The 20556-nt window shown below is 36.4% G+C and carries 15 protein-coding genes and 1 pseudogene; 5 read left to right on the plus strand and 11 right to left on the minus strand.

Going from position 1 to position 20556, the window contains the following annotated elements; all coding sequences use genetic code 11:
- Positions 1-106: 106 nt before the first annotated feature.
- A complete protein-coding gene (locus SKA34_RS09755; RefSeq protein ID WP_006645355.1) occupies positions 107-814 on the minus strand; it encodes a hypothetical protein in 708 nt (235 codons plus the stop codon).
- A gap of 244 nt (positions 815-1058) precedes the next feature.
- Here SKA34_RS09755 and SKA34_RS09760 point away from each other — a divergent pair, with 244 nt between their 5' ends.
- The gene (locus tag SKA34_RS09760) at positions 1059-3380 is read left to right on the plus strand and encodes an ATP-dependent helicase (RefSeq protein WP_006645356.1); all 2322 of its coding nucleotides are present in this window, start codon (positions 1059-1061) and stop codon (positions 3378-3380) included.
- A 189-nt stretch (positions 3381-3569) separates the two neighbouring features.
- Here SKA34_RS09760 and SKA34_RS23345 read toward each other — a convergent pair whose 3' ends face one another.
- The 5 genes and pseudogenes from SKA34_RS23345 to SKA34_RS09780 all read right to left on the minus strand — a co-directional run bounded on the left by SKA34_RS23345 (position 3570) and on the right by SKA34_RS09780 (position 9268).
- Positions 3570-3719 carry a hypothetical protein gene (locus tag SKA34_RS23345; RefSeq protein WP_006645357.1) on the minus strand — a complete coding sequence of 50 codons (150 nt, stop codon included), beginning with the start codon at positions 3717-3719 and terminating at the stop codon, positions 3570-3572.
- Between the two features lie 290 nt (positions 3720-4009).
- Complete coding sequence (locus SKA34_RS09765) at positions 4010-5254, minus strand: dicarboxylate/amino acid:cation symporter (RefSeq protein ID WP_006645358.1); 1245 nt, start codon at positions 5252-5254, stop codon at positions 4010-4012.
- A gap of 300 nt (positions 5255-5554) precedes the next feature.
- Positions 5555-6685: an S-(hydroxymethyl)glutathione dehydrogenase/class III alcohol dehydrogenase gene (locus SKA34_RS09770; protein ID WP_006645359.1), complete on the minus strand. Its 1131-nt coding sequence runs from the start codon at positions 6683-6685 to the stop codon at positions 5555-5557.
- 614 nt (positions 6686-7299) lie between these two features.
- Positions 7300-7917: pseudogene (gene gfa, locus SKA34_RS09775) on the minus strand (S-(hydroxymethyl)glutathione synthase).
- A gap of 124 nt (positions 7918-8041) precedes the next feature.
- Positions 8042-9268 carry an NAD(P)/FAD-dependent oxidoreductase gene (locus tag SKA34_RS09780; protein WP_006645362.1) on the minus strand — a complete coding sequence of 409 codons (1227 nt, stop codon included), beginning with the start codon at positions 9266-9268 and terminating at the stop codon, positions 8042-8044.
- Positions 9269-9725: 457 nt separating this feature from the next.
- Here SKA34_RS09780 and SKA34_RS09785 point away from each other — a divergent pair, with 457 nt between their 5' ends.
- Positions 9726-11405: an alkaline phosphatase gene (locus tag SKA34_RS09785; protein WP_006645364.1), complete on the plus strand. Its 1680-nt coding sequence runs from the start codon at positions 9726-9728 to the stop codon at positions 11403-11405.
- A gap of 94 nt (positions 11406-11499) precedes the next feature.
- On the opposite strand, the gene SKA34_RS23200 is transcribed toward SKA34_RS09785, so the two are convergent.
- The 5 genes from SKA34_RS23200 to SKA34_RS09800 form a co-directional block, all read right to left on the minus strand.
- Positions 11500-11673 (minus strand): AlsS, encoded by a 174-nt coding sequence (locus tag SKA34_RS23200; protein WP_006645365.1) that lies wholly within the window; start codon positions 11671-11673, stop codon positions 11500-11502.
- Positions 11674-11916: 243 nt separating this feature from the next.
- Positions 11917-12630 carry a nucleoside transporter C-terminal domain-containing protein gene (locus SKA34_RS23905; RefSeq protein ID WP_006645366.1) on the minus strand — a complete coding sequence of 238 codons (714 nt, stop codon included), beginning with the start codon at positions 12628-12630 and terminating at the stop codon, positions 11917-11919.
- A gap of 4 nt (positions 12631-12634) precedes the next feature.
- A complete protein-coding gene (locus SKA34_RS23910; RefSeq protein WP_006645367.1) occupies positions 12635-13093 on the minus strand; it encodes a Na+ dependent nucleoside transporter N-terminal domain-containing protein in 459 nt (152 codons plus the stop codon).
- Positions 13094-13771: 678 nt separating this feature from the next.
- On the minus strand, positions 13772-15238 hold the full coding sequence (locus tag SKA34_RS09795; protein ID WP_006645368.1) for a lytic transglycosylase F: 1467 nt from the start codon (positions 15236-15238) through the stop codon (positions 13772-13774).
- Complete coding sequence (locus SKA34_RS09800; RefSeq protein ID WP_006645369.1) at positions 15235-16428, minus strand: vWA domain-containing protein; 1194 nt, start codon at positions 16426-16428, stop codon at positions 15235-15237. Before SKA34_RS09800 ends, SKA34_RS09795 begins: the two co-directional genes overlap by 4 nt.
- Before the next feature lie 842 nt (positions 16429-17270).
- Between SKA34_RS09800 and SKA34_RS09805 the strand changes: the two genes are divergently transcribed.
- From SKA34_RS09805 to SKA34_RS09815, 3 genes are all read left to right on the plus strand, one after another.
- Positions 17271-18518, plus strand: a complete 1248-nt coding sequence (locus SKA34_RS09805) for a mechanosensitive ion channel family protein (RefSeq protein WP_006645371.1) — start codon at positions 17271-17273, stop codon at positions 18516-18518.
- A 181-nt stretch (positions 18519-18699) separates the two neighbouring features.
- Complete coding sequence (locus SKA34_RS09810; RefSeq protein ID WP_006645372.1) at positions 18700-19614, plus strand: hypothetical protein; 915 nt, start codon at positions 18700-18702, stop codon at positions 19612-19614.
- 78 nt (positions 19615-19692) lie between these two features.
- Positions 19693-20178 carry a DUF1456 family protein gene (locus tag SKA34_RS09815; protein ID WP_006645374.1) on the plus strand — a complete coding sequence of 162 codons (486 nt, stop codon included), beginning with the start codon at positions 19693-19695 and terminating at the stop codon, positions 20176-20178.
- Positions 20179-20556 lie beyond the last annotated feature (378 nt).

A 20556-nucleotide genomic window follows, 5' to 3' on the forward strand; every position in this document is an offset into this window, starting at 1 on the left:
AAGCGGAGTATTTATCTGTTAAGTGTGTTGGAGCATTGGGGGGAGAAAAAGAGAGAAAAAAGCCTTAGTAACTTAACTAAGGCTCTAATTAACAGAGAGAAAAAACTTATGCGGCGATAAATGCCGATATAATACCGATCACACCACCAAATACACCGCCCCAAACGACTAACCAGCCTAAATGTTCACTGATCATCTTTTGCACCATTTCTTTGACCATTTTAGGGGTTAATTCATTTAGACGCTGATCGATAATCTCTTCAATCGTATCTTCGATGTCATTGAGCGATTCAGGCTTAGCTAGTTGATCTTTAAGTGCTGCTTTAAAGTTATCTTGTTGGCTAATTTCGTTAACAGAGTCCTGCATTTTTTCAATGAAAGGTTCGCGTAATGGTTGGAGTGCTTCTACGCCACCCATCATGGTTAACATGCCACCAAATTGTGAATTCATGATCACGTCAAGTAACGAATCATAAGCTGGCGAAAAATCAATTTTTTGGATCACAGGCTGCAAGTTTAAATTGGTTGAACTTGTCATTTCTTTATTTAGGAAGCGGCTAATGTTTTCCTGAGTAAAAAACTGCTCCATCATCAGATTTTTAATGGCTGTTTTAAATTCTTCGAAACGCGCTGGAATAACGCCTGATCCATAGAGTCCTGGTACCTTTTCAAATAGCATATGAATGGCAAGCCAGTTTGTTAATGCGCCAGAGAATGCGAATAAGCCACAATAAAGGATGACTTGCTGGTTAGTAAGGTAACCAATAGCTAGCAAGATAAGTGAAATAAGATTTGTGAGTAAGCTTTTATTCATACGGGTTTATTCTCGGTGTGGAATACACAGCTAATTTTAAAAGAGGTGAGCCAAATCTTTATGGCTTATAGAGGGAAGATTTTAACAACAGACCATGTGCAATGCCACAATTAGCAGATTGATAGGTAATAGTTAGGTACATGATATGTTCAACTGCTGTATATATCACCAGCAATGAATGTAAACCTAATTAAGGAATTGTTATACTCGCGCATTCACTTATCTACCATCACGTGGTGTTGTCATGACAAGCTTTACAGCTGAACAAACGGCTTTTATTAATCACCTATCTGGTAATGCGTTATGTGTTGCAGGGGCGGGGACGGGTAAAACCACCACTTTGGTAGGACTAGTTGAGAAAAAATTAGCGACAATTGCACCACAAAATATGTTGGTGTTGATGTTTAACCGTGATATTCGCACTGATTTTAAAGCTAAGTTAGAGCGAAATAGTCATGGGGTGAATGTCCCCGTGCATACATTTCACAGTTTTTGTTATCAATTATTACGTCAATCTGGCTATTTAGCTGAGACGGGTTATCAAATCGATTTCAATAATGGTGAAAGTGATAAAACCATCGCGAAACAAATTTTGCGACAAATGGCAGCGCAAGAGAAGTCGTATCAAAAGCAACAAACATTCAAAGATCCGCGTACCATTGAATTATTGATGAGTTTTATTGGTTTAGTAAAGGCGCATATGTTGCCGCCAAAGGAAGTGTTTGAGCTGTCTGATATTAGTGATGAATATCATTTTATCATTGAAGCTTATTGGAACTTTGAAACTATTCGTAAAGAGCGTAAACAGTTATTCTTCGATGACTGGTTAGTTGAAACGGTTAACTTATTGGCTAATAATGAGGCGTTACGTGCTTATTATCATCAACAAATCCAATTTATGGTCGTTGATGAATTTCAGGATATTAATACCGCGCAATATCGATTATTAAAGTTGTTACTCGGAGAGCAAGCGCAATTAGTGGCTGTCGGTGATGTCGATCAGTGCATTTATAAATGGCGTGGCAGCGCTCCCCAATTTATGCTGAATTTTGAGCAAGATTTTACGCCTGCAACCACCTATAGCCTGTCACATACATTTCGTTTTGGTCATAGCTTAGCGTTAGCTGCGAGTCACTTAATTGCAAATAACAAGCAACGTTTCCACGATTTTCAAACGATCTCTCATCAGTCAGTTGCTGATACACCCATTGAAGTGATAGGAACTGCGCGCCAAGTAGGTGAGATCGCACAATCAATTGCTGAATATATCGAACAAGGTGGAATAGCTTCGGATGTCGCGATTTTAGTTCGTCGTTGGTCACAAACCATGTTGTTTGAATTAGCGTTTTTAACTAAAAACATTCCCTTTTATATGCCTGTTGGCTCGGTGTTATCCAATAGTCGTGAAGTGAAATTATTGCTTGATGTGATGCGATTTGCCACTGGTCGCTACAATCAGTTTCAACCGTATGAGAAAGCGACATTAGTATTTAATATGATGTCTTTTCCGCACTGTTATGTGCCAAATGCGAGTTTACGACCGTTATGTGATGAACTTGCTAATACGCCAATTGAGCAGTGGTTAGATATTGTGAAGAAAACGGAAAAGTTACAGCCTGCATTAAATCATGATAATTTTACCTCGCGAGTAGAATTGTTAATGATGCTTCGCCGTAAAGGTGGCTTTAAAGCTTTAGACGTTTATCGTCAGTATCGTCGTGATAGCGAGTTAGATAATTGGATATGGAAAACAGAAGCAACAGCCTCAGAAATTGAAGAAGCGGTTGAACGGCTTGATAGTGTTGAAACGGTATTGGCTTCGATGGATCAAGATTGTGAAAAAGCACTACAGTATTTTGAGTATTATACGCAACGTTCTGATTCGTTACGCCAATTAGAATCCACCACAAGTAATGTGCAATTAACCACGATATTCAGAGCGAAAGGTTGTGAGTATAGCCAGGTGCATTTACCGTATTGGGATAAAGATGCTTTTCCTTACGTCAATCGATCTTCTGTTGGTATTTCTGCGGATACTGAAGAAGAACGACGATTAGCGTATGTCGCGATAACGCGTGCGAAGCATAACGCTAAAATTTACTATTCAGTTGAGAACAGTAAAAAAGATACGTATGTTCGTAAAGATAAAAACGCGAGTCAGTTTATTCTTGAATCGAAGGCAACACTTGCACGAGAAATTGGTCCTCAGCTTTATCTGGAAGGGGCGTTACCATTTAATAAATCGCCGATTGTTCAAGGGTATTACCAGCGCTTAGGGCGTATTGAACAGATGCAAGCAGCACCAGAGCCTGTAGAGATAGAGCTGCCAGCTGCCGGTAAGAATGGACAGTTAAGCTTCAGTTATTTGTGGGCAGTTGAACAACCATTGCCTCATAATGCTGAAAAACTTGTTCGTTCAATGGTGAAAACCAAAACAGCAAAATATTTAGAGACAGAGTTAAATAGAATATTACGAGAATTAAAAAAATCAGAGTTGAAGAAAGAAAAAGTGTTGGTGAATCGATTGATCGTAATAGCTAAAGCAAAAGCGAGAAGATATAGCTAAATAGAGAAGTCATTTATAATTTTACGATCTTAAAAGTGCTATTCATAGCTTTAGCTTGTTTTATGACTGTATTTATGAATATGTTATTTCTGTTGATACTCGTAATTAATTTACAGATGAATTATTTCAATAGTAAAGGTTTTATTTGATGATATTTGAATGATAAACGTTTCATTATGATATCTATTATTAATCAACAAAATAACGTTGTTCTCTATTATATCGTGCTTCGCGTTGGCCTAAGTTTTGTTGAATAACAAATTCAAGACGAGAGCGTAATTGTTGTGACTTATTAATTTTTCGTCTATGAAAAACGGTGTGAAGTAATTGTTTTAACATTCTAAACCTACTTATTTTTTAGCTTTATAAGAAAAGTTCTGTTAGTTATTAAAAACATCGCATTTAAGCTTCCCAATACGATTCAATATATCGAAACGCTTCTGAACCTAAGTTGTATTAAATAACATAGGTTCTGACTTCCTAATTCAATAGAGGATGTTAAAAATGGTAAATATAAAGGAGTTTGACCTCAATAGCACTTATATTAGGTAATGAGAGTTACCATGTCAAAACCGAAAAATGCATCATAATATTGTGAAATTATGATGCATTTCCATGCTTAATTAAGGTTACTTATTCTGCCACTTATCAATAACAAGCGCGGCAATTAAATCACCTTCAACGTTAACGGCTGTTCTAAAGGTATCTAATGGGCGTTCAATAACCAATAAAATTGCGATTGCCTCTAGCGGTATACCGACAGCAAGTAAGACTAATTGCATACCTGACATAGAACCTGATGGCATACCCGGTGCGCCAATAGAGGAGACCATTGCCATGATGAAAATCATGATTAAACCACCAGTTCCAAGATCGATACCGTACATTTGAGCAAGGAAAATAGCAGCAACGCCTTCAAAGAGAGCGGTACCATCCATATTCATAATCGAACCTAGTGGCAGTACCATACTGCTGGTTGATTGCGAAATATTAAGCTCTTCTTCTGCTGTTTGCATTGAAAGAGGTAAGGTGGCAGAGCTTGATGATGTTGCAAACGCCATTGCCATTGGCGCTGATAGGGCTTTAAACAAATGGCTGAATTTAATTCCAGTAGTAATTTTAGCGATAATTGGCAGTACGAATCCACCGTGGATCAGCGTTAGTGTAAATACCAATAAAGCAAAAAGAGCTAATTGCCCAAAGATGGCATTACCGCTTTGCAGTGTGAACTGGAAAACAATAGAAAATACGGCTAGTGGTGCTAACTTAATGATCCACGAAACAACACGGTTTACTGCTATATTGAGACCATTAATCACATCAAAAACTGGATGTTTTTCAGGTAGACTGGCTAACAGTGCGATACCTAATAACAATGCGAAAACAACAATAGCGAGTAAATTAGTTGTTGCAAGAGCCTGAAAAGGATTGACCAATGCCATGTTAAATAACTTTTCAACAATCGCACCACCTGACGCTGATGTTTGATCTATAAGCTGAACATGCTCACCAACCTTTACCGTTGAGGTATCAATAAGCTGCGGCCATTTAGGCAACGATAATGAAGTACCTAATGCTAAGCCAATCGCGAGTGTTGAAGTAAAAGTGTAAAAGGCTATGGTTTTACAGCCGAGCTCTTTTAGGCGAAGAGTTGAGCCTATGCTTGTTATTCCTCGTAATAGAGAAAATAAAACAACGGCGCCAACGAGCATTTTTAACAAACCAATATAGGTGGTCTTAGTTAACATCAGTAACTTAAATGTCGTTGAGCTTTCAAACTCTGCTGATAATGGCAATGCTGATGCTAATGCCCATGCTAACAGCCCTGATATGAGTAGTTGAAAAGGTAGTGATTTTAGTAATCTACGATGCATTAGAAACTCTTATACGTTCGTTGAGAAATTAAAAATGGCGCAATAATAAAAATATAATAGTTATAATAAAAAACGCTCTGACACAAAGTGCCAGAGCGTGGCAAATGCCAATTCTCAATTAACGATAAGCTGATGTCTTAAAAAATGACAGTAAGAATAAGTTTAATAATAACTTTCGCTAAATGAGGAAGTGCTATTCCATAGCATTATATTGAACAAAGTTTGAGATATATGCATCTCACTTGTCTTCACAACAAGCAGTTGTTGTGAAGACAAGATATTGCTTAAATAAGAGGCAAATTACTTATCAAAATGAATGATAGTACGGATGCTCTTACCTTCGTGTAGTAGGTCAAATGCTTCGTTGATTTTGTCTAAGCCCATGTTGAATGAGATAAAGTCATCAAGTTGGAATTCGCCAGCCATGTAACGATCAACGATACCTGGAAGCTCTGAACGGCCTTTAACGCCACCGAATGCAGAACCACGCCATACACGACCCGTTACTAGTTGGAATGGGCGAGTAGAGATTTCTTGACCTGCACCAGCAACACCGATGATTACAGATTCACCCCAACCTTTATGACAACACTCAAGTGCTGAACGCATAACGTTTACGTTACCGATACATTCGAATGAGTAGTCAACACCACCGTCAGTCATTTCAACAATCACTTCTTGAATTGGCTTGTCGAATTTCATTGGGTTGATGCATTCAGTAGCACCTAATTTGCGTGCTAATTCGAATTTATCTTCGTTGATATCAATAGCGATGATGCGGCTTGCTTTTGCCATAGTTGCACCAATGATAGCTGCTAGACCGATACCACCAAGACCAAATACAGCAACAGTGCTACCTTCTTCAACCTTAGCTGTATTAAGTACTGCGCCCATACCCGTTGTTACGCCACAACCTAGTAGACAGACTTCTTCTAGTGGTGCTTCTTTGCTAATTTTAGCTAAAGAAATATCAGGAAGAACAGTGTACTCAGAGAATGTTGAACAACCCATGTAATGGAAGATAGGTTGACCATCTTTGTAGAAACGGGTTGTGCCGTCTGGCATCAAGCCTTTACCTTGAGTTTCACGTACTGCCTGACAAAGGTTTGTTTTGCCAGATAGGCAGTACTTACACTTACCACATTCTGCTGTGTAAAGTGGAATAACGTGATCGCCTACTTGAAGATCGGTAACACCTTCACCAATCATTTCAACAATACCGCCACCTTCGTGACCAAGAATTGCAGGGAAGATACCTTCTGGATCATCACCTGATAGTGTGAATGCGTCAGTGTGACATACGCCTGTTGCAACGATGCGAACGAGAACTTCACCTGCACGAGGTAGCATTACATCTACTTCTTCAATAGAAAGTGGTTGTTTTGGACCCCATGCAATCGCAGCTTTTGATTTGATAAATTTATCAGTCATCGTTAAATCACTCTGTTAAGCCAACTTGATTGGCAATAATTATTATTAAAATACGACAATTAAACGATATTGCTCATGCCGTTTTGATGGAACCATTATATTTATTTCTTGCCTATTGATAATCCCATGATATGGAAAATTATTATTACCATTTGGTAATAATTTAAGTTACCAATTGATTTTTAAGCATAAAATTAATACTAAATTTTAGTAAATAACTATACGCCATTGTAGTTTATGTTTTAAAAGAATTCTTAGTTATTCTTTTTTTATTGTTATAAACATTTATGTCAAACCTTATCTGGTTGAATTTATAGCTACTTTATATGCGAAGAAGTGCCTTCATTGATTATGAATGAACAATTTTATTAATTTTTATTCCCAAGAAGTATTTATCTGTGGGTGGTTATAGGAGAGCTGTTCTGTTTAAAGCGTTATGAAGAAGTTGTTCTTTTGTACTCGATTAAAAAAGAATAAGCATGAATGTGGTCATGTTAGAGGTGGTTATAATGCAGTATTGCATCGTTAAGTTATTTTTTCAGTGCAAATAAAAAAGCACATGCAAACCGAATGGTCTACATGTGCTTTAAACGTTATTGGATTTATTTTATCGCTTATGCATTTTTATGATTTTGTGCATAAACGTGAGTTGCGATAGCATCCATTAGTGCTGGAGATAGGCAATCGTATGGCTTAAGGCCAAGTTCGTTTAGACGAGCACGGATTGCATCCATACCTTTTGGATCAGTACCCGTTTCGATGATAGAGGAAACAAATGCTGCAAACTCAGGAGTAGACCAACCTTCGTCAGTTGATAGTTCAGTGTGAACAAAGTCTAAACCGTGGAATGGGTGGTTAGTATCTTTGATACGACCATACATGTGGACACTACATTCTTTACAAGCGTGACGTTTAATTGCTGCATTTTGGTCAACAACAACGAGTTTGTCTGCATTAGCGATAACTGCAACATTATCACGAGAAATCACAGTGATTTGAGAGAAAACTGCGCCTTCAGGCTTCCAACATTTAGAACAACCACAAATATGGTTATGTGCAGTTTAACCTTCTAAAGAAACTGTTACTTTATTTGAACGGTAGTGGCATTGTAATTTACCGTCATTTAAAGTGTTATTCGTTGGAGTAATACCACGATTAACTGCTGGGTGGATGTTAATGATAGTAGGGCGGTTGTTTTGGTTAAATTGTTTAGTGAATAGTTTTAGACTTATTAATTTAACGTGTGGCTGTAGACGACTAATAAAAATAATAGATGAATATATTTTAAAAACTTTTATTTTTAAAATGGTCAATATTTTTCGAATATTAACCATTGTTGAGAACCTGAATTAGCGATTAAATACCGTTAGGTTTAAATACAGCTTTAAGGCGTTTTGCAATCATCAAGCGTGAAACAGTAAACATCCCCGTAACAGTACGTTGGTGAAGACGGAAAATGGTATCGTATAGACGACGAATTAGACGTCCTTGAAGAACCATTTTCCCTTCCAATTTTGAACCAGGTGCAAATGAACCGACTGCAAAATGGTGACCAACAGCAACAACCATACCGCCATCTTTAAATTCGAAGTCAGTTAATGGTTTACCACGTAGCATCCCACCAAGGCTTTTTGCTAAGTGAACTGCTGCACGGTTAGCCGCTTGTGCTTTAGGTGGAACAAAGCTGCCATCAGCTTGAGGGATTGAAGCACAATCCCCTAAAGAGAAGATGCTGTCATCAACCGTTGTTGTTAAATTGGCATTGACCTGAATTTGGTTCATACGATTATAACTTAAACTGCCAATACCGTTTAGCCAATCCGGCGCTTTAACGCCTGCAGCCCAGAACTGTACGTCAGCATTTAACTCACGGTTATCAACTGTTAGCATGCCTTTTTCAGTGACTTCACGAATACGTGTATCAAGAAGAACATTCACGTCATTACGCTCAAGCTCTTTTTGCACTTTTTCAGACATTTTTTCAGGGCTATTTGGTAAGACACGGCCAGCAGCTTCAATCAAGTTGATATGCAGTGGTGCACCATTATAGCGTTGAAGTTTCTGGCTAACACGTGCAAGCTCTGCAGCAAGCTCAACACCAGTTGCACCAGCACCTACGATGTTTACTGTACGATCTTCACTTGCTCGAAGGATCAGGCTCACTTGATGCCATGCCTGACGCGCTTGACTTGCTGAATCGAGGAATAAGCAATGATCTTTTGCACCGGTGGTATTAAAGTCGTTACTTACCGCACCAATCGCAATAACAAGGTAATCGTATTTTAAAGCGGCCTCTGTTCCATCCGGACGACGAACAGAAAGCATTTTATTATCACGATCAATATTTGTCATCGCGGCTTGGTAATGTTGATAGCCATGACGGGCACCATGGGTGAAATAACAAACTGTATCTAAGTCACTATCAAAAGTTCCTGCTGCAATTTCATGCAAACGAGGCTTCCAGAAGTGATGCGTTTCTGGCTCTACAAGAATAATTTCATCTTCTTTTCGTACGGTTTTTGCTAATAGAGTTGATAACTCTAAGCCTGCGGCACCGCCACCTACAATAACGATTCGTGACATACGAATTCCTCAAAGGTACCCTGGACTTCATTCCACAGGGGATGGTTTGACCATCATTAAATTAATGAGCTAATCCGTTGCTACTCTATTATTTTTTAGCATACCTATATGGAATGGCACGCTATTTCATTTATTAGATGAATTTCCTTGATATAAGACAATGAAATCCACCAAAATTCAAGTTTTGTGAGCTATAGCAGGGTTTTATTTTCAAAATCATACTTTTCTTCGATGGAAGGTATTATATTTATTTCATTAAAGGTGATAATAGTCATAAAGATAAAATTACCTTTACCATTAAGTAATAATGCAAATTCCTTGAAGGTATTTTTCGTTACTGTCGTGCGCATTTTAAGTCTTTTGTTAATAAAAGTTACATCTTACTCAAACAAGAACGTCATAAAGACATGCGATATTCCGCCTGGTTTGACCAGTTATTATATTTAAAGGAATAGATATGTCGTTATCACGTCGAGGATTTGTAAAAGCACTATCATCAGCAGCGATGGTCACTTCGCTTACAGGATGTAATAGTAATGATGAACAACAAGAAAAATCGAAGATTAAGGTTGGCTTTAATCATGGAGTTGCTAGTGGTGATCCTTTACAACATGCCGTTATTATTTGGACGCGTATTACGACAGATGCACGCTTAATTAACGTTCAGTGGCAAGTCGCGACAGATGAAAAGTTTACGCAGGTTGTTGCTTCAGGTGATGTTACTAGCGATAGCGTAAAAGATTTTACAGTAAAGATAGATGTTAACGGTCTACAACCTAATCAACATTATTATTATCGTTTTGAAGCAAATAATACCTTAAGCCCTGTAGGGCAGACTCAGACTTTAGCTGAAGGTGAGCTAGATAAAGCGGCTATTGCTGTTGTGTCATGTTCTAACTTTCCTGCTGGTTACTTTAATGTGTATCGAGAAATAGTGAAACAGCACCAAACTTCACCTATAAATGCAGTACTACATTTAGGCGATTATATTTATGAATATGGAGCTGGGGAGTATGCCACTGAAGATGCACAACGTTTAAATCGCATTCCAAGTAAAGAGACTGAATGCCTTACTTTAGATGATTATCGCAAACGTTATGCGCAATACCGTAGCGACAGTGATCTTCAAGCCTTACATGCTACATTACCAATGATTGCTATTTGGGATGATCATGAAATAGCCAATGATACATGGCGAGAAGGCGCTGAGAATCATCAACAACAAGAAGGCGACTTTTCTCAACGTCGAGCTGCAGCTGCACTAGCTTGGTTAGAATGGTTGCCTGTTAGAGAAAACCCTGTTTCTTCTATGATCACCTATCGAGATTTTAGCTTTGGTGATTTGTTTGACTTATATATGTTAGATACCCGCGTTGTTGCACGAGATGAACCACTTGATTACTTTTCACTGACAGATACATCGATTGAATCTATCTCTGGGTTAATTCAACAGGCACGTTCACCTGAACGTAGGTTACTCGGCAATGATCAAAAGCAATGGCTTAGTGAGCGTATGGCAACGAATACAGCTAAATGGTCACTGTTAGGACAACAAGTGTTAATGGGTAAGATTGAAATGCCAAGTAGTGTCATGATGGGGCTATTTCAATTATTTCAGGCAACTGATGAAAACAAACCTGCGGCGATGAAAGCGGTACAGAATGCCATTAGTGCGTATTTAGCTAATCCAAGTTCAGACCCATATTTACTTCCATATAATTTAGATGCTTGGGATGGCTTTTATATGGAGCGTGAATGGCTATACGGTGTAACAACAAAACTCAACAAACAACTCATTACACTGGCAGGCGATAGCCACAATGCTTGGTGTAGTGAATTAAGTGATCATAAAGGGAAGGGGGTGGGGGTTGAGTTTGCGACAAGCTCGGTGACCTCCCCTGGATTAGAAAAATACTTAGGGTTAGACTTGAAAACTATTGGGCAAATGGAATTTGTCCTACCGCAATTAGTTTCAGAGCTTCAATGGGTTAATTTAAAACAACGCGGTTTCATTCGTTTAGATATTGATCATCAGCAAGTACTTTCAACGTGGCACTTTGTTTCGACAGTAAAAGAGAAAGAGTACCAAGTAGAAACACAGCAGGTGGTGACCAAAAATGGATTAATGGTCAGCTAAACCTATTTATATTTAACAATGAATAACCTGATGAATTGCCGTTTGGTGAATGAGTCAGGTTTTTTTATTGACTAATAAAGAAATTACCGTTTCATTACCTAGTAATCCAGCGCAATTGATGACAAAGAATAATTTCTGGTACGTTATCACAAACGGCATCGAAAACTGCATCCACTTCTGCACCTGGAATATCAAAAATGTGTGGAACGTTATAAGCGTTTAAAGTTTCAACAACTAGTTCAGCACCAGAAAAGGTTTTATCCGACATATAAGCCTAAAAATTATATTTATTAAGTTAATAGGCTCAGGACATTGTTCGTGAATTCGAATTTTATGTGATGAGTAGCACAATTGTATATATTCATAGTACAAATCAAATAACTGAAAATGATAGTTAAATTCTCAATTTAAAGATGAGGTGGGTGAGGGGGAACTTACGATGTAATATAAAATGCCAGCTTTCATATTATAAAAGACCGGCACTTTAAGAGGGAAATGGCAATGACAGCGATTAGATCATGATACCTGCGATTAACGCTGATAGAAAACTAACGAGCGTGGAACCGTAAAGTAGTCGTAAACCAAAACGTGCCACCATATTACCTTTTTCTTCGTTAACCCCTTTAACAGCACCAGCAATAATACCGATAGAGCTAAAGTTAGCGAATGAAACAAGGAAGATAGAAATAATACCTACGGTGTGCGGTGTTAATTCACTTAATTGTTTTTGTAGTGACAACATTGCTACAAATTCGTTAGCAACAAGCTTGGTTGCCATGATACTACCTGCTTGTAGGGCTTCATGGGCAGGGATACCCATGATCCATGCAAATGGATAGAAAACGTAGCCAATAACATCTTGGAAGTTTATGCCAAACACAGCATCAAAGCCTGCATTAATCATTGAAATTAGTGCGATAAAACCAACCAGCATTGCCGCTACAATAACCGCGACTTTAAAACCAGTAAGAATATATTCTCCTAACATTTCAAAGAACGTCAGTTTCTCTCCACTTTCAGCCGCCATCATCTCATCAATATTCATCTCTGCTTCGTGGTCATATGGATTAATGATAGAGAGAATAATGAAGGTACTAAACATGTTTAGAAACAAGGCTGCAACTACGTATTTAGGATCGATTAGCTTCATATAAGAACCGACAATAGACATCGATACGGTTGACATGGCAGTTGCCGCTAACGTGTACATGCGACGCTCAGACATTCTACTAGGTGATAAAGTTTTCAGACTGACCGACCATTAAGGCACTAATAGCGTTAAAGGATTCAAGTTTACCCATACCATTAACTTTTGATAATAAATATCCAAGACCTTTGATGACATATGGCAAAACTTTGATGTGCTGAAGAATACCAATCAGTGCTGAAATGAATACGATTGGCATTAGAACACTTAAGAAGAAGTTAAAGCCATCATTGTTAGATAGGTTACCAAAGACGAAATTAGTCCCTTCTGCAGCAAAGTTAAGTAATCCATTAAATCCATCAGCAAACTCTTTAACGATCCCTGTACCAATTGAGGAGTTAAGCAAGAAGTAGGCTAATCCCATTTCAATAAGCAGTAGCTGAATAATATATCTGTACTTGATGTTTTTACGGTTATTACTTGCAACAAGTGCTAGGGCAGCGATAACGACTAAACCTAAAGCGAAATGTAGATAGACCATGTTTGGTTGCTCTCAGTGTGATTCTTGTCAATCAATGTGTTTATGTTTAAACATTTCTTTCTTACTAAAAGTGACCAGTATCTCACTTTTTTATTGGCGTAATTTTCTGTCATTATTAAATGCTTAGATGAATTACGATTGCGGCAAACGATTGCACTTCGAAAGAGCCCTGTAGTTACAGGGATGTCGTTATACGCTTAAATGAGTCTCTCATCAATATGCTAAATTAGTATAACTGTGAGCTGAATCTCACCTGTAATATGATTAAAAAAGGCTTTATTTAGAGTTTTTAAAATATAACAGTAGGATAGTCGTTAAAAACTCGATGATTAAATAGACAGTTGTGGTTTATATGTATATCTAATGTTATTTTTAATTGTGTTCATTAAATATGGAAAATAATATTTTAGATAAACAAATTTCAGATTTTTGTAAATATGATTCAATACTGCGCTTAATATTTATTTATCTTACGAAAGAAAATATTATATTCGTGATAAGTTAGTTGAATCGAAACGATGAAAAAATCCGCTAAAAATCGTAAACTATGGTACTTCCATCAACACGATCAGCGTAATGAAAAAAGACTGAATAAAAGCCTAAAGTCTAAATAATGCATGGGTAGCTAACTTACGTTGATCGTCTAAGTTAGATTCGGTTCAACGTAAGTAAAAATACTTATTCTAGAATAGTAGGGCTATTAAATCGGTAGGGTGGCACAAAATGTCGTATACTTTTCTCTCGATGTTTTTTTAAACGCATTAATTGCTTATAGACAATATAATAACGATTTATATTCGTAACATAGATAATAGGTTGTTTACCTATATATCTCCTTGTAATAATTTCAACATTATTAAACCATATGTCAGGGTTATAGCCTTTTTCCTTTGCATAACGGCGCATTTTTCTAATATTGCCAGGACCAGCATTATAAGAAGCGAGTGTCATATACATTTTATTATCAAAGGTTAGACGGTTATCATTTAAGTAATTATTTTGGATATAGCGCATATATTTTATACCCGCATGAACATTATTACTTGAGATATAAATGTTAGGAATATCTATATAGCGATCTCTTGCTGTACTTGGTAGTACTTGCATGATGCCCACAGCACCTTTATTTGAGACTTTATGTTGATTAAGCCCTGACTCTTGAAAGCCCTGAGCCATCATTATTAAGTAATCAAAGTCATATTCCGTAGAATATTTAAAAAACAGATCTGAAAGTTTCTCCATTTTATCAATATTATTATGACTCAATAGGTTTGTTATCCAACTTTGATTATCTAAATACTTGTTATAAACAACATTCCCTAATAACGTCCCTGACTTTATTTGTTCAATATACCGATTAACCAATTTCATTAATTTTGGATTATCTTTTCTCATCGCCCATGCTATTTCACTGTTTTTCCTTAAAACGAAAGCAGAATTCATACGTAATTTAGGTAAGATTTTCTTCCATATTTTCATCTTATGATCATCTAAAACGGTCATATTCATCAATCCGAGATTAACCATTTCTAATAATTCATAATCTTGCAGTGTTTCTTCTATAAAATGGATCTTCATTGGTGCAAGGCGTTGGAGTAATAGACGGTTATTGACTTCAAGCAGGCTTTGATAGTAACTCGAACTTTTTCTTACCCAGATTTCTTGATCGCTCAGTTGCTCTATTTTGGTTATTTCAGGCGAATCGATATTATTAATAATAACTTCTGAAATATCGCTAAGTACAGGATCGCTAAACGCGACTTGCTTTTTGCGTTGCCCAGTAATAGTTAAATTTGCGACGGCAAGATCACCATGTCCGGCAATTAAGAATTTGATGAGCTGATCTCTATGTACAGGGATCACTTGAATATTAAGCTTTGGATAAGTTTTATGAATATCTAACTCAAAGTGGTGAAGTAATTCAGCGATAATACCTTTAGGAAGGCCATCTTCAATATAATAAAAACCTAAGTCAGCCGAAACTAATACTCTTATCACTCTTTTTTTTTCAAGGACGCTAAGATCGCCTGTGTAAGTTGGGCCTATAAGGGGGGATAGTGTTAAGCCTAGAGCTGTACTAGAAGTAAGGAGTAAAGCTAGGTAGAGCAATAAAGGTAATAACAGCCTTTTTAGTTGGTTGTTCATGGGAAACTAAAGCCTTTTGATTTAGCTTGATCCTGTATGGTTAAAATAATCGCATTTCCCAAGTCATCTTTTGACTTTGTATTCTCACTTTTTGATTGTTTAATGAAGGTTTTTCGCTTTTGCTCTAACGTTGATATTTGTTGTTGTAGTTGGACTCTTTGTGCAATTTGTTTTTTTAGCTTTTCGGTGATTTGTTGATCATTTAATCCATTATAGTGCTGTTGATCTTTTTTCGCGTACGTTACACCTTGCTCTAAATTTTCTTGAGCCAGAGAAATCAGATCCCAATCTTGGGTTTTATATTGCTTTCCTGCCTTGGCAATACTGCGCTCTGTGCTAGTGGATTTAGAAAGGCTTGATGCATTAGTGTCTTGAGCGATTTGCTGGCTTTTCTTACTTGCCCCTTTTGCACCATAACCTATGTAAGTGTCGTTAAGTTTTCTACCTAGTTCGATGATATCATCGTCGTAAGGGGTCTCAATATGGGGGGCCTTCCTCTTATGATCGATATTCAGATATTTGCCATGGCTCAGTAGTGAAGGTGTTGCCCACTGTAATTTACGACCTTTTAAATGGGGACCGCAATATAAGGTGTTGATGATGATACCTTTACTTACTGCCAGAGGAATAGCATGGCTAATCGGAATATCCCCTTGTTGAAACTCTTCATTACCTGCAATGATGATTAAACGTAGATCGTCTTGATGGGGGCTCCACTGTAAACGGTTTGTAGCTTCTTGAATTACTTGTGGCGCATATTCTTTACTCCCTCCAATCTTTATTGCAAATAGTGCTTCTGAAAATTGGTCAAGATCTGAGGTAAGTGGTGAGAGTAGACGTAAATAACCATCGTATTTTGATTGATGTTCAACACCATATTCAAACAATGCAACTTGTAATGTGACAGGGTGGTCATGTTTATTGGCTGATGAAATGGCATTGATGATTGACCAGATCTGCTCTCTTGCCTGATTAATTAATCCTCCCATAGAGCCACTAGCATCGAGTAAGATCGCGACTTGAATTGTGGGGCCTGTACGAGTAAAAGGTATGGACGTGTTTATATTTTTTGTTTGTTCAGGTTGTAAAATGTCAGGTAAGACGAGTGCTGGTGGTTTTTTATCACTCCTACTATAGGTAGGAAGAGAGACCACCAAAAGAAAACTGAGCATTAATAGACGTATCAACATAATATCTCGCATATCAATATGTTATGTACTGAATTTCAGCATAATTACAAAAATGACTATTTAATTATGGCTGCTAAGCATCTTTTTTGCAGAGTTTTGACAAGTTGTTTATCTGGTAATATTGGTGTTAGAGATTGATGAGTGTTTGTAACCTGTAGCCCTTGGCCTTAATATAATCTTCTACTTGTTCTGATAGTTATTGATAACAATGATTTAAATTTATTGCATCATGTTTAATAGTGTTTGTCGATTTTACAAATGTCCCTCTTATTTTTATTATAATAACGATATGCTTCTAACAAAACACCTATACTTTAAACGTGAATTCGTTAAGGTTTGTATATTCATGGCAAAAATTGGTGCTTATGGTTTATATGCTGGAGTACAATATATCGTATTTACTAATCAGACTAGACACGATGATAAATTTAAATCTAAAGTTATAAATTTATAGTCCTTAAGTAATAACACCTAAAAGATATTAAGTTACTTTTTGTTTTCATTTAGTAAAGCTTTTTTAAGATGAATTATTTAATTAATATAGTAATAATAGTATATTAAAATTTTTATTTAAGTATTGACATTTAATATTAATGTATGTCTCTATTGTTTATTAAAAATAAATTATCATAGATGATTAAGGAAACCCCTAATTTTACTAATTTTTTCATGATGGTATTCAAAGTTTTATTGACGCATGTATTTTATAAAATACAATTAAAAGTATGAAGTAAAATGATTCAAAATAATTTTTTCAATTTCAGCTTATGTTTAGGAATGCTTGATACGCTATTTATTCTTGGGTATTTAAACTAGCATCACTAAAAATTGGAGCTTAAAGGATGAATAGCAGAATTACACAGTGGCTTTTGCAAACGCTTTCAATAAATGAAATAATGGCAAATTACTTATCAGCTTTAATCGTTTTTTTAACTATTTGTTGTGTTAGCTTTATTTTAAACTTCATTTTGAAGCGATATATTGTGACCACTGCTGAAAAAATCATAGCTAAAACTAATAATAAATTACTAACAATAATTATTAATTTTAATGTAATTAAGGTCTTATCACATTTAGGTCCTGGTATTGTTTTTCTAAAAGCAGCACCGTTTATTTCGAGTGAAAAGTTGCCATTAGTTGACCTTGTTAAAACAATTGAAGTATTGGCTGCATTGTACTTATTGTTTGTGGTGATTATATTTTTATTTCGCTGCTTGGATGGCTTAAAGAAACTGCCCCGAAGCGTTAAGTCACTAGAAAAACAACCTATGCATGTTTATGTACAGGTATTAAAGATTATCATTGCAGTTTTTGCTTCCATTCTTGCTATATCCATTATTATTAACAAAAGTTTGCTGTCATTAATGGCTGGTATTGGTGCTTTAGGTGGTATTGCATTAATTGTTTTTAAAGACTCAATTATGGGACTTGTTTCGAGTATTCAAGTATCTCAAATGGATATGGTTAGAGTAGGAGACTGGATCACTATTCCATCTCAAGGTGTTGATGGTGATGTTATTGAATTAAATCTCAATACAGTAAAAATTAGAAACTTTGACAAGACTATTGCAACAATCCCTACGACTTCATTAACGACGTCAACTGTTCAAAACTGGCGAGGGATGTCTGAGTCTGGTGGTAGAAGGATAAAACGTGCTCTATATATAAATTTAGACACTGTAAAGTTTTGCTCTGAAAGATTAGTTGAAAAACTTAAAGAGATAGAATATTTAAAAAAAATTATTGATGATAATTTATCCCAAGCAGCCAGTGATCATAATGGTTTTAAATATACAACATTGACCAATATTGGATTATTTAGAAAATATATTGAAGTCTATTTAAGAAGTCGACATGATATTAAACTTGATTTCACTTTTCTAGTAAGGAGCCTTGAGCCGACATCAGAAGGTCTGCCCATAGAAATTTATATATTTACGAATGATACAAATTGGATCAACTATGAGTACATACAATCAGAAATATTTGATCACATTTTATCTTCGTTACCAATATTTGAGTTAAAGTCATTTCAACATATATCAGGATATATTGATAATAGCGATGCCTCTATATTATATAATCATTGATATATTTATCAAAACTATTATAGGAATATCTTTTTTTTCCGTTTACTTTACTGCTTATAGGTATAATATATTTGAGAAATACCGTGACTATGTGTTTTATGATTAAAGATATTATTATATAGAATGCTATGATGTAATATGTTTATTATCGAACATAAAAAATCACAGGTATCCGTTTTTTATGGCTAATAGAGTTCATTTCCCATTAAACAAGCATGTTTATTGGTTGTTAGGCTTTTTGTTTTTGTCTGGCTGTAGCACGGCCTCAACTTATGCTGTCCGTAAGCCATTAGATGTTAATGTTATAGCGAATTTGCCTGAGGTTTTAAATGAATCATCAGGTTTGGCGGTGATTAATGGGCATGTATGGTCACATAATGACAGTGGCAGCCTCAATCAGATTTATCAACTGTCTTCTAATTTTCAAACTGTCACAAAAACGGTGACGGTTAAACGCAGTAAAAATTATGATTGGGAAGATTTAGCACAGAGTAAACGCTATTTATATATTGGCGATACAGGGAATAACTCAACACGCCGTGATGGTGGTGTGATTTATAAAGTACCACTTGTCTCGCTTGAAAAAGGATCGTCAGTTACGCCTATCACGACTATTCGATACCGTTTTAAAGATTTTAAACCGGGTAAGACGTATCAACATAACTTCGATAGTGAAGCGATAACAGTCGTGGGTGATCAATTATGGTTATTTAGTAAAAATTGGCAAAATGAACATACCAAGTTATACCGAATCAGTACGACTAAATCTAACCAGACTGTCTCACCGGTTGGGGATTACTTAACAGAAGGACTAATTACGAGTGCTGATTATAATGACAAGACCTCAACACTGGCGTTATTGGGCTATCGTAAAGATATCTTTTTAGGTTATTCATTTATTTGGTTGGTTAAAGTGAAAAACAATCAATTGGATTGGTCGACGGCAAAATATAAGCGTTTACGTATTTATTCTCAGTGGGAAGCTGTGAATTGGTATAAAGATAAAAAGCTCTTGATCACTAGTGAGAAGAACCCATTAACTAAGGCGATGATAGCAACGGTAGATGTGTCATCTTTGAACAATGCAAGTGAATAACCCTGCAACATCTGCTAGTATCAGCCGAAACTTAGCTGTGATCCCGATGAAGGGGCAGCCTACTAAACTGGAAAAACTGTGACTAATAACGATATTTTACGCCGTGTACGCTACATCTTTGATTTAAACGATAGCCAAGTAATTGAAATCTTTGCACAAGCAGATGCAACTGTAACTCGTGAGCAAGTATGTAACTGGTTAAAGCCAGAAGACAATGACGATTACAAAAGCTGTTCAGATGAAGAATTTGCAACGTTTCTAAACGGCTTTATCAATCAAAAGCGTGGCAAGAAAGAAGGTCCACAACCAGTACCAGAGCAAAAGCTAACGAATAATATTATTTTCCGTAAGCTGCAAATTGCCTTAAATCTAAAAGCAGATGATGTATTAGATTTGTTTAAGCTGGTGGATTTCCGTTTAAGTAAGCATGAATTAAGTGCGTTTTTCCGTAAGCTAGATCATAAACACTACCGTGAGTGTAAAGATCAGGTGCTACGTAACTTTTTACAAGCATTACAAATTAACTTACGTGGTGAAGAGTCCACTTCGGTAGAAGCCGAATAATTGTGTTGTCATCGTAGACATAACACATGAAATAGAAAGTGATAAAAAGCAGCGTTGGCTGCTTTTTTTACATCTGTAATACCAGGTTGCATGCGATTTTTATCAGAAAGAGTAAAATTTAGTAGAGATAAAATAATGGCTAATGGGTCACTCACACGAACTCAATGTTTCAAATTACAACTCCGCATTTGCCATAGGGATTATATTTAACGTATCTTTATATTTACTAAAAATGCGTTAGTCTTGGTGATTGATTGGTTGATGGTTTTATTTCTGATTATTTGGCGTTACTAGCAGATGCAGGGCATAACCTTTAGTAATGAACTGACTAATAGGATAAATTTACTTAAATTAAGCTAACGTTTATTCACCACAGTG

Source organism: Photobacterium sp. SKA34 (assembly GCF_000153325.1).
GTDB lineage: Bacteria > Pseudomonadota > Gammaproteobacteria > Enterobacterales > Vibrionaceae > Photobacterium.

Bases quoted from the DNA above. Each gene is read 5' to 3' on its own strand.
- SKA34_RS09755 (WP_006645355.1), bottom strand. From the start codon at position 814: ATGAATAAAAGCTTACTCACAAATCTTATTTCACTTATCTTGCTAGCT.
- SKA34_RS09760 (WP_006645356.1), top strand. From the start codon at position 1,059: ATGACAAGCTTTACAGCTGAACAAACGGCTTTTATTAATCACCTATCT.
- SKA34_RS23345 (WP_006645357.1), bottom strand. From the start codon at position 3,719: ATGTTAAAACAATTACTTCACACCGTTTTTCATAGACGAAAAATTAAT.
- SKA34_RS09765 (WP_006645358.1), bottom strand. From the start codon at position 5,254: ATGCATCGTAGATTACTAAAATCACTACCTTTTCAACTACTCATATCA.
- SKA34_RS09770 (WP_006645359.1), bottom strand. From the start codon at position 6,685: ATGACTGATAAATTTATCAAATCAAAAGCTGCGATTGCATGGGGTCCA.
- SKA34_RS09780 (WP_006645362.1), bottom strand. From the start codon at position 9,268: ATGTCACGAATCGTTATTGTAGGTGGCGGTGCCGCAGGCTTAGAGTTA.
- SKA34_RS09785 (WP_006645364.1), top strand. From the start codon at position 9,726: ATGTCGTTATCACGTCGAGGATTTGTAAAAGCACTATCATCAGCAGCG.
- SKA34_RS23200 (WP_006645365.1), bottom strand. From the start codon at position 11,673: ATGTCGGATAAAACCTTTTCTGGTGCTGAACTAGTTGTTGAAACTTTA.
- SKA34_RS23905 (WP_006645366.1), bottom strand. From the start codon at position 12,630: ATGTCTGAGCGTCGCATGTACACGTTAGCGGCAACTGCCATGTCAACC.
- SKA34_RS23910 (WP_006645367.1), bottom strand. From the start codon at position 13,093: ATGGTCTATCTACATTTCGCTTTAGGTTTAGTCGTTATCGCTGCCCTA.
- SKA34_RS09795 (WP_006645368.1), bottom strand. From the start codon at position 15,238: ATGAACAACCAACTAAAAAGGCTGTTATTACCTTTATTGCTCTACCTA.
- SKA34_RS09800 (WP_006645369.1), bottom strand. From the start codon at position 16,428: ATGTTGATACGTCTATTAATGCTCAGTTTTCTTTTGGTGGTCTCTCTT.
- SKA34_RS09805 (WP_006645371.1), top strand. From the start codon at position 17,271: ATGAATAGCAGAATTACACAGTGGCTTTTGCAAACGCTTTCAATAAAT.
- SKA34_RS09810 (WP_006645372.1), top strand. From the start codon at position 18,700: ATGGCTAATAGAGTTCATTTCCCATTAAACAAGCATGTTTATTGGTTG.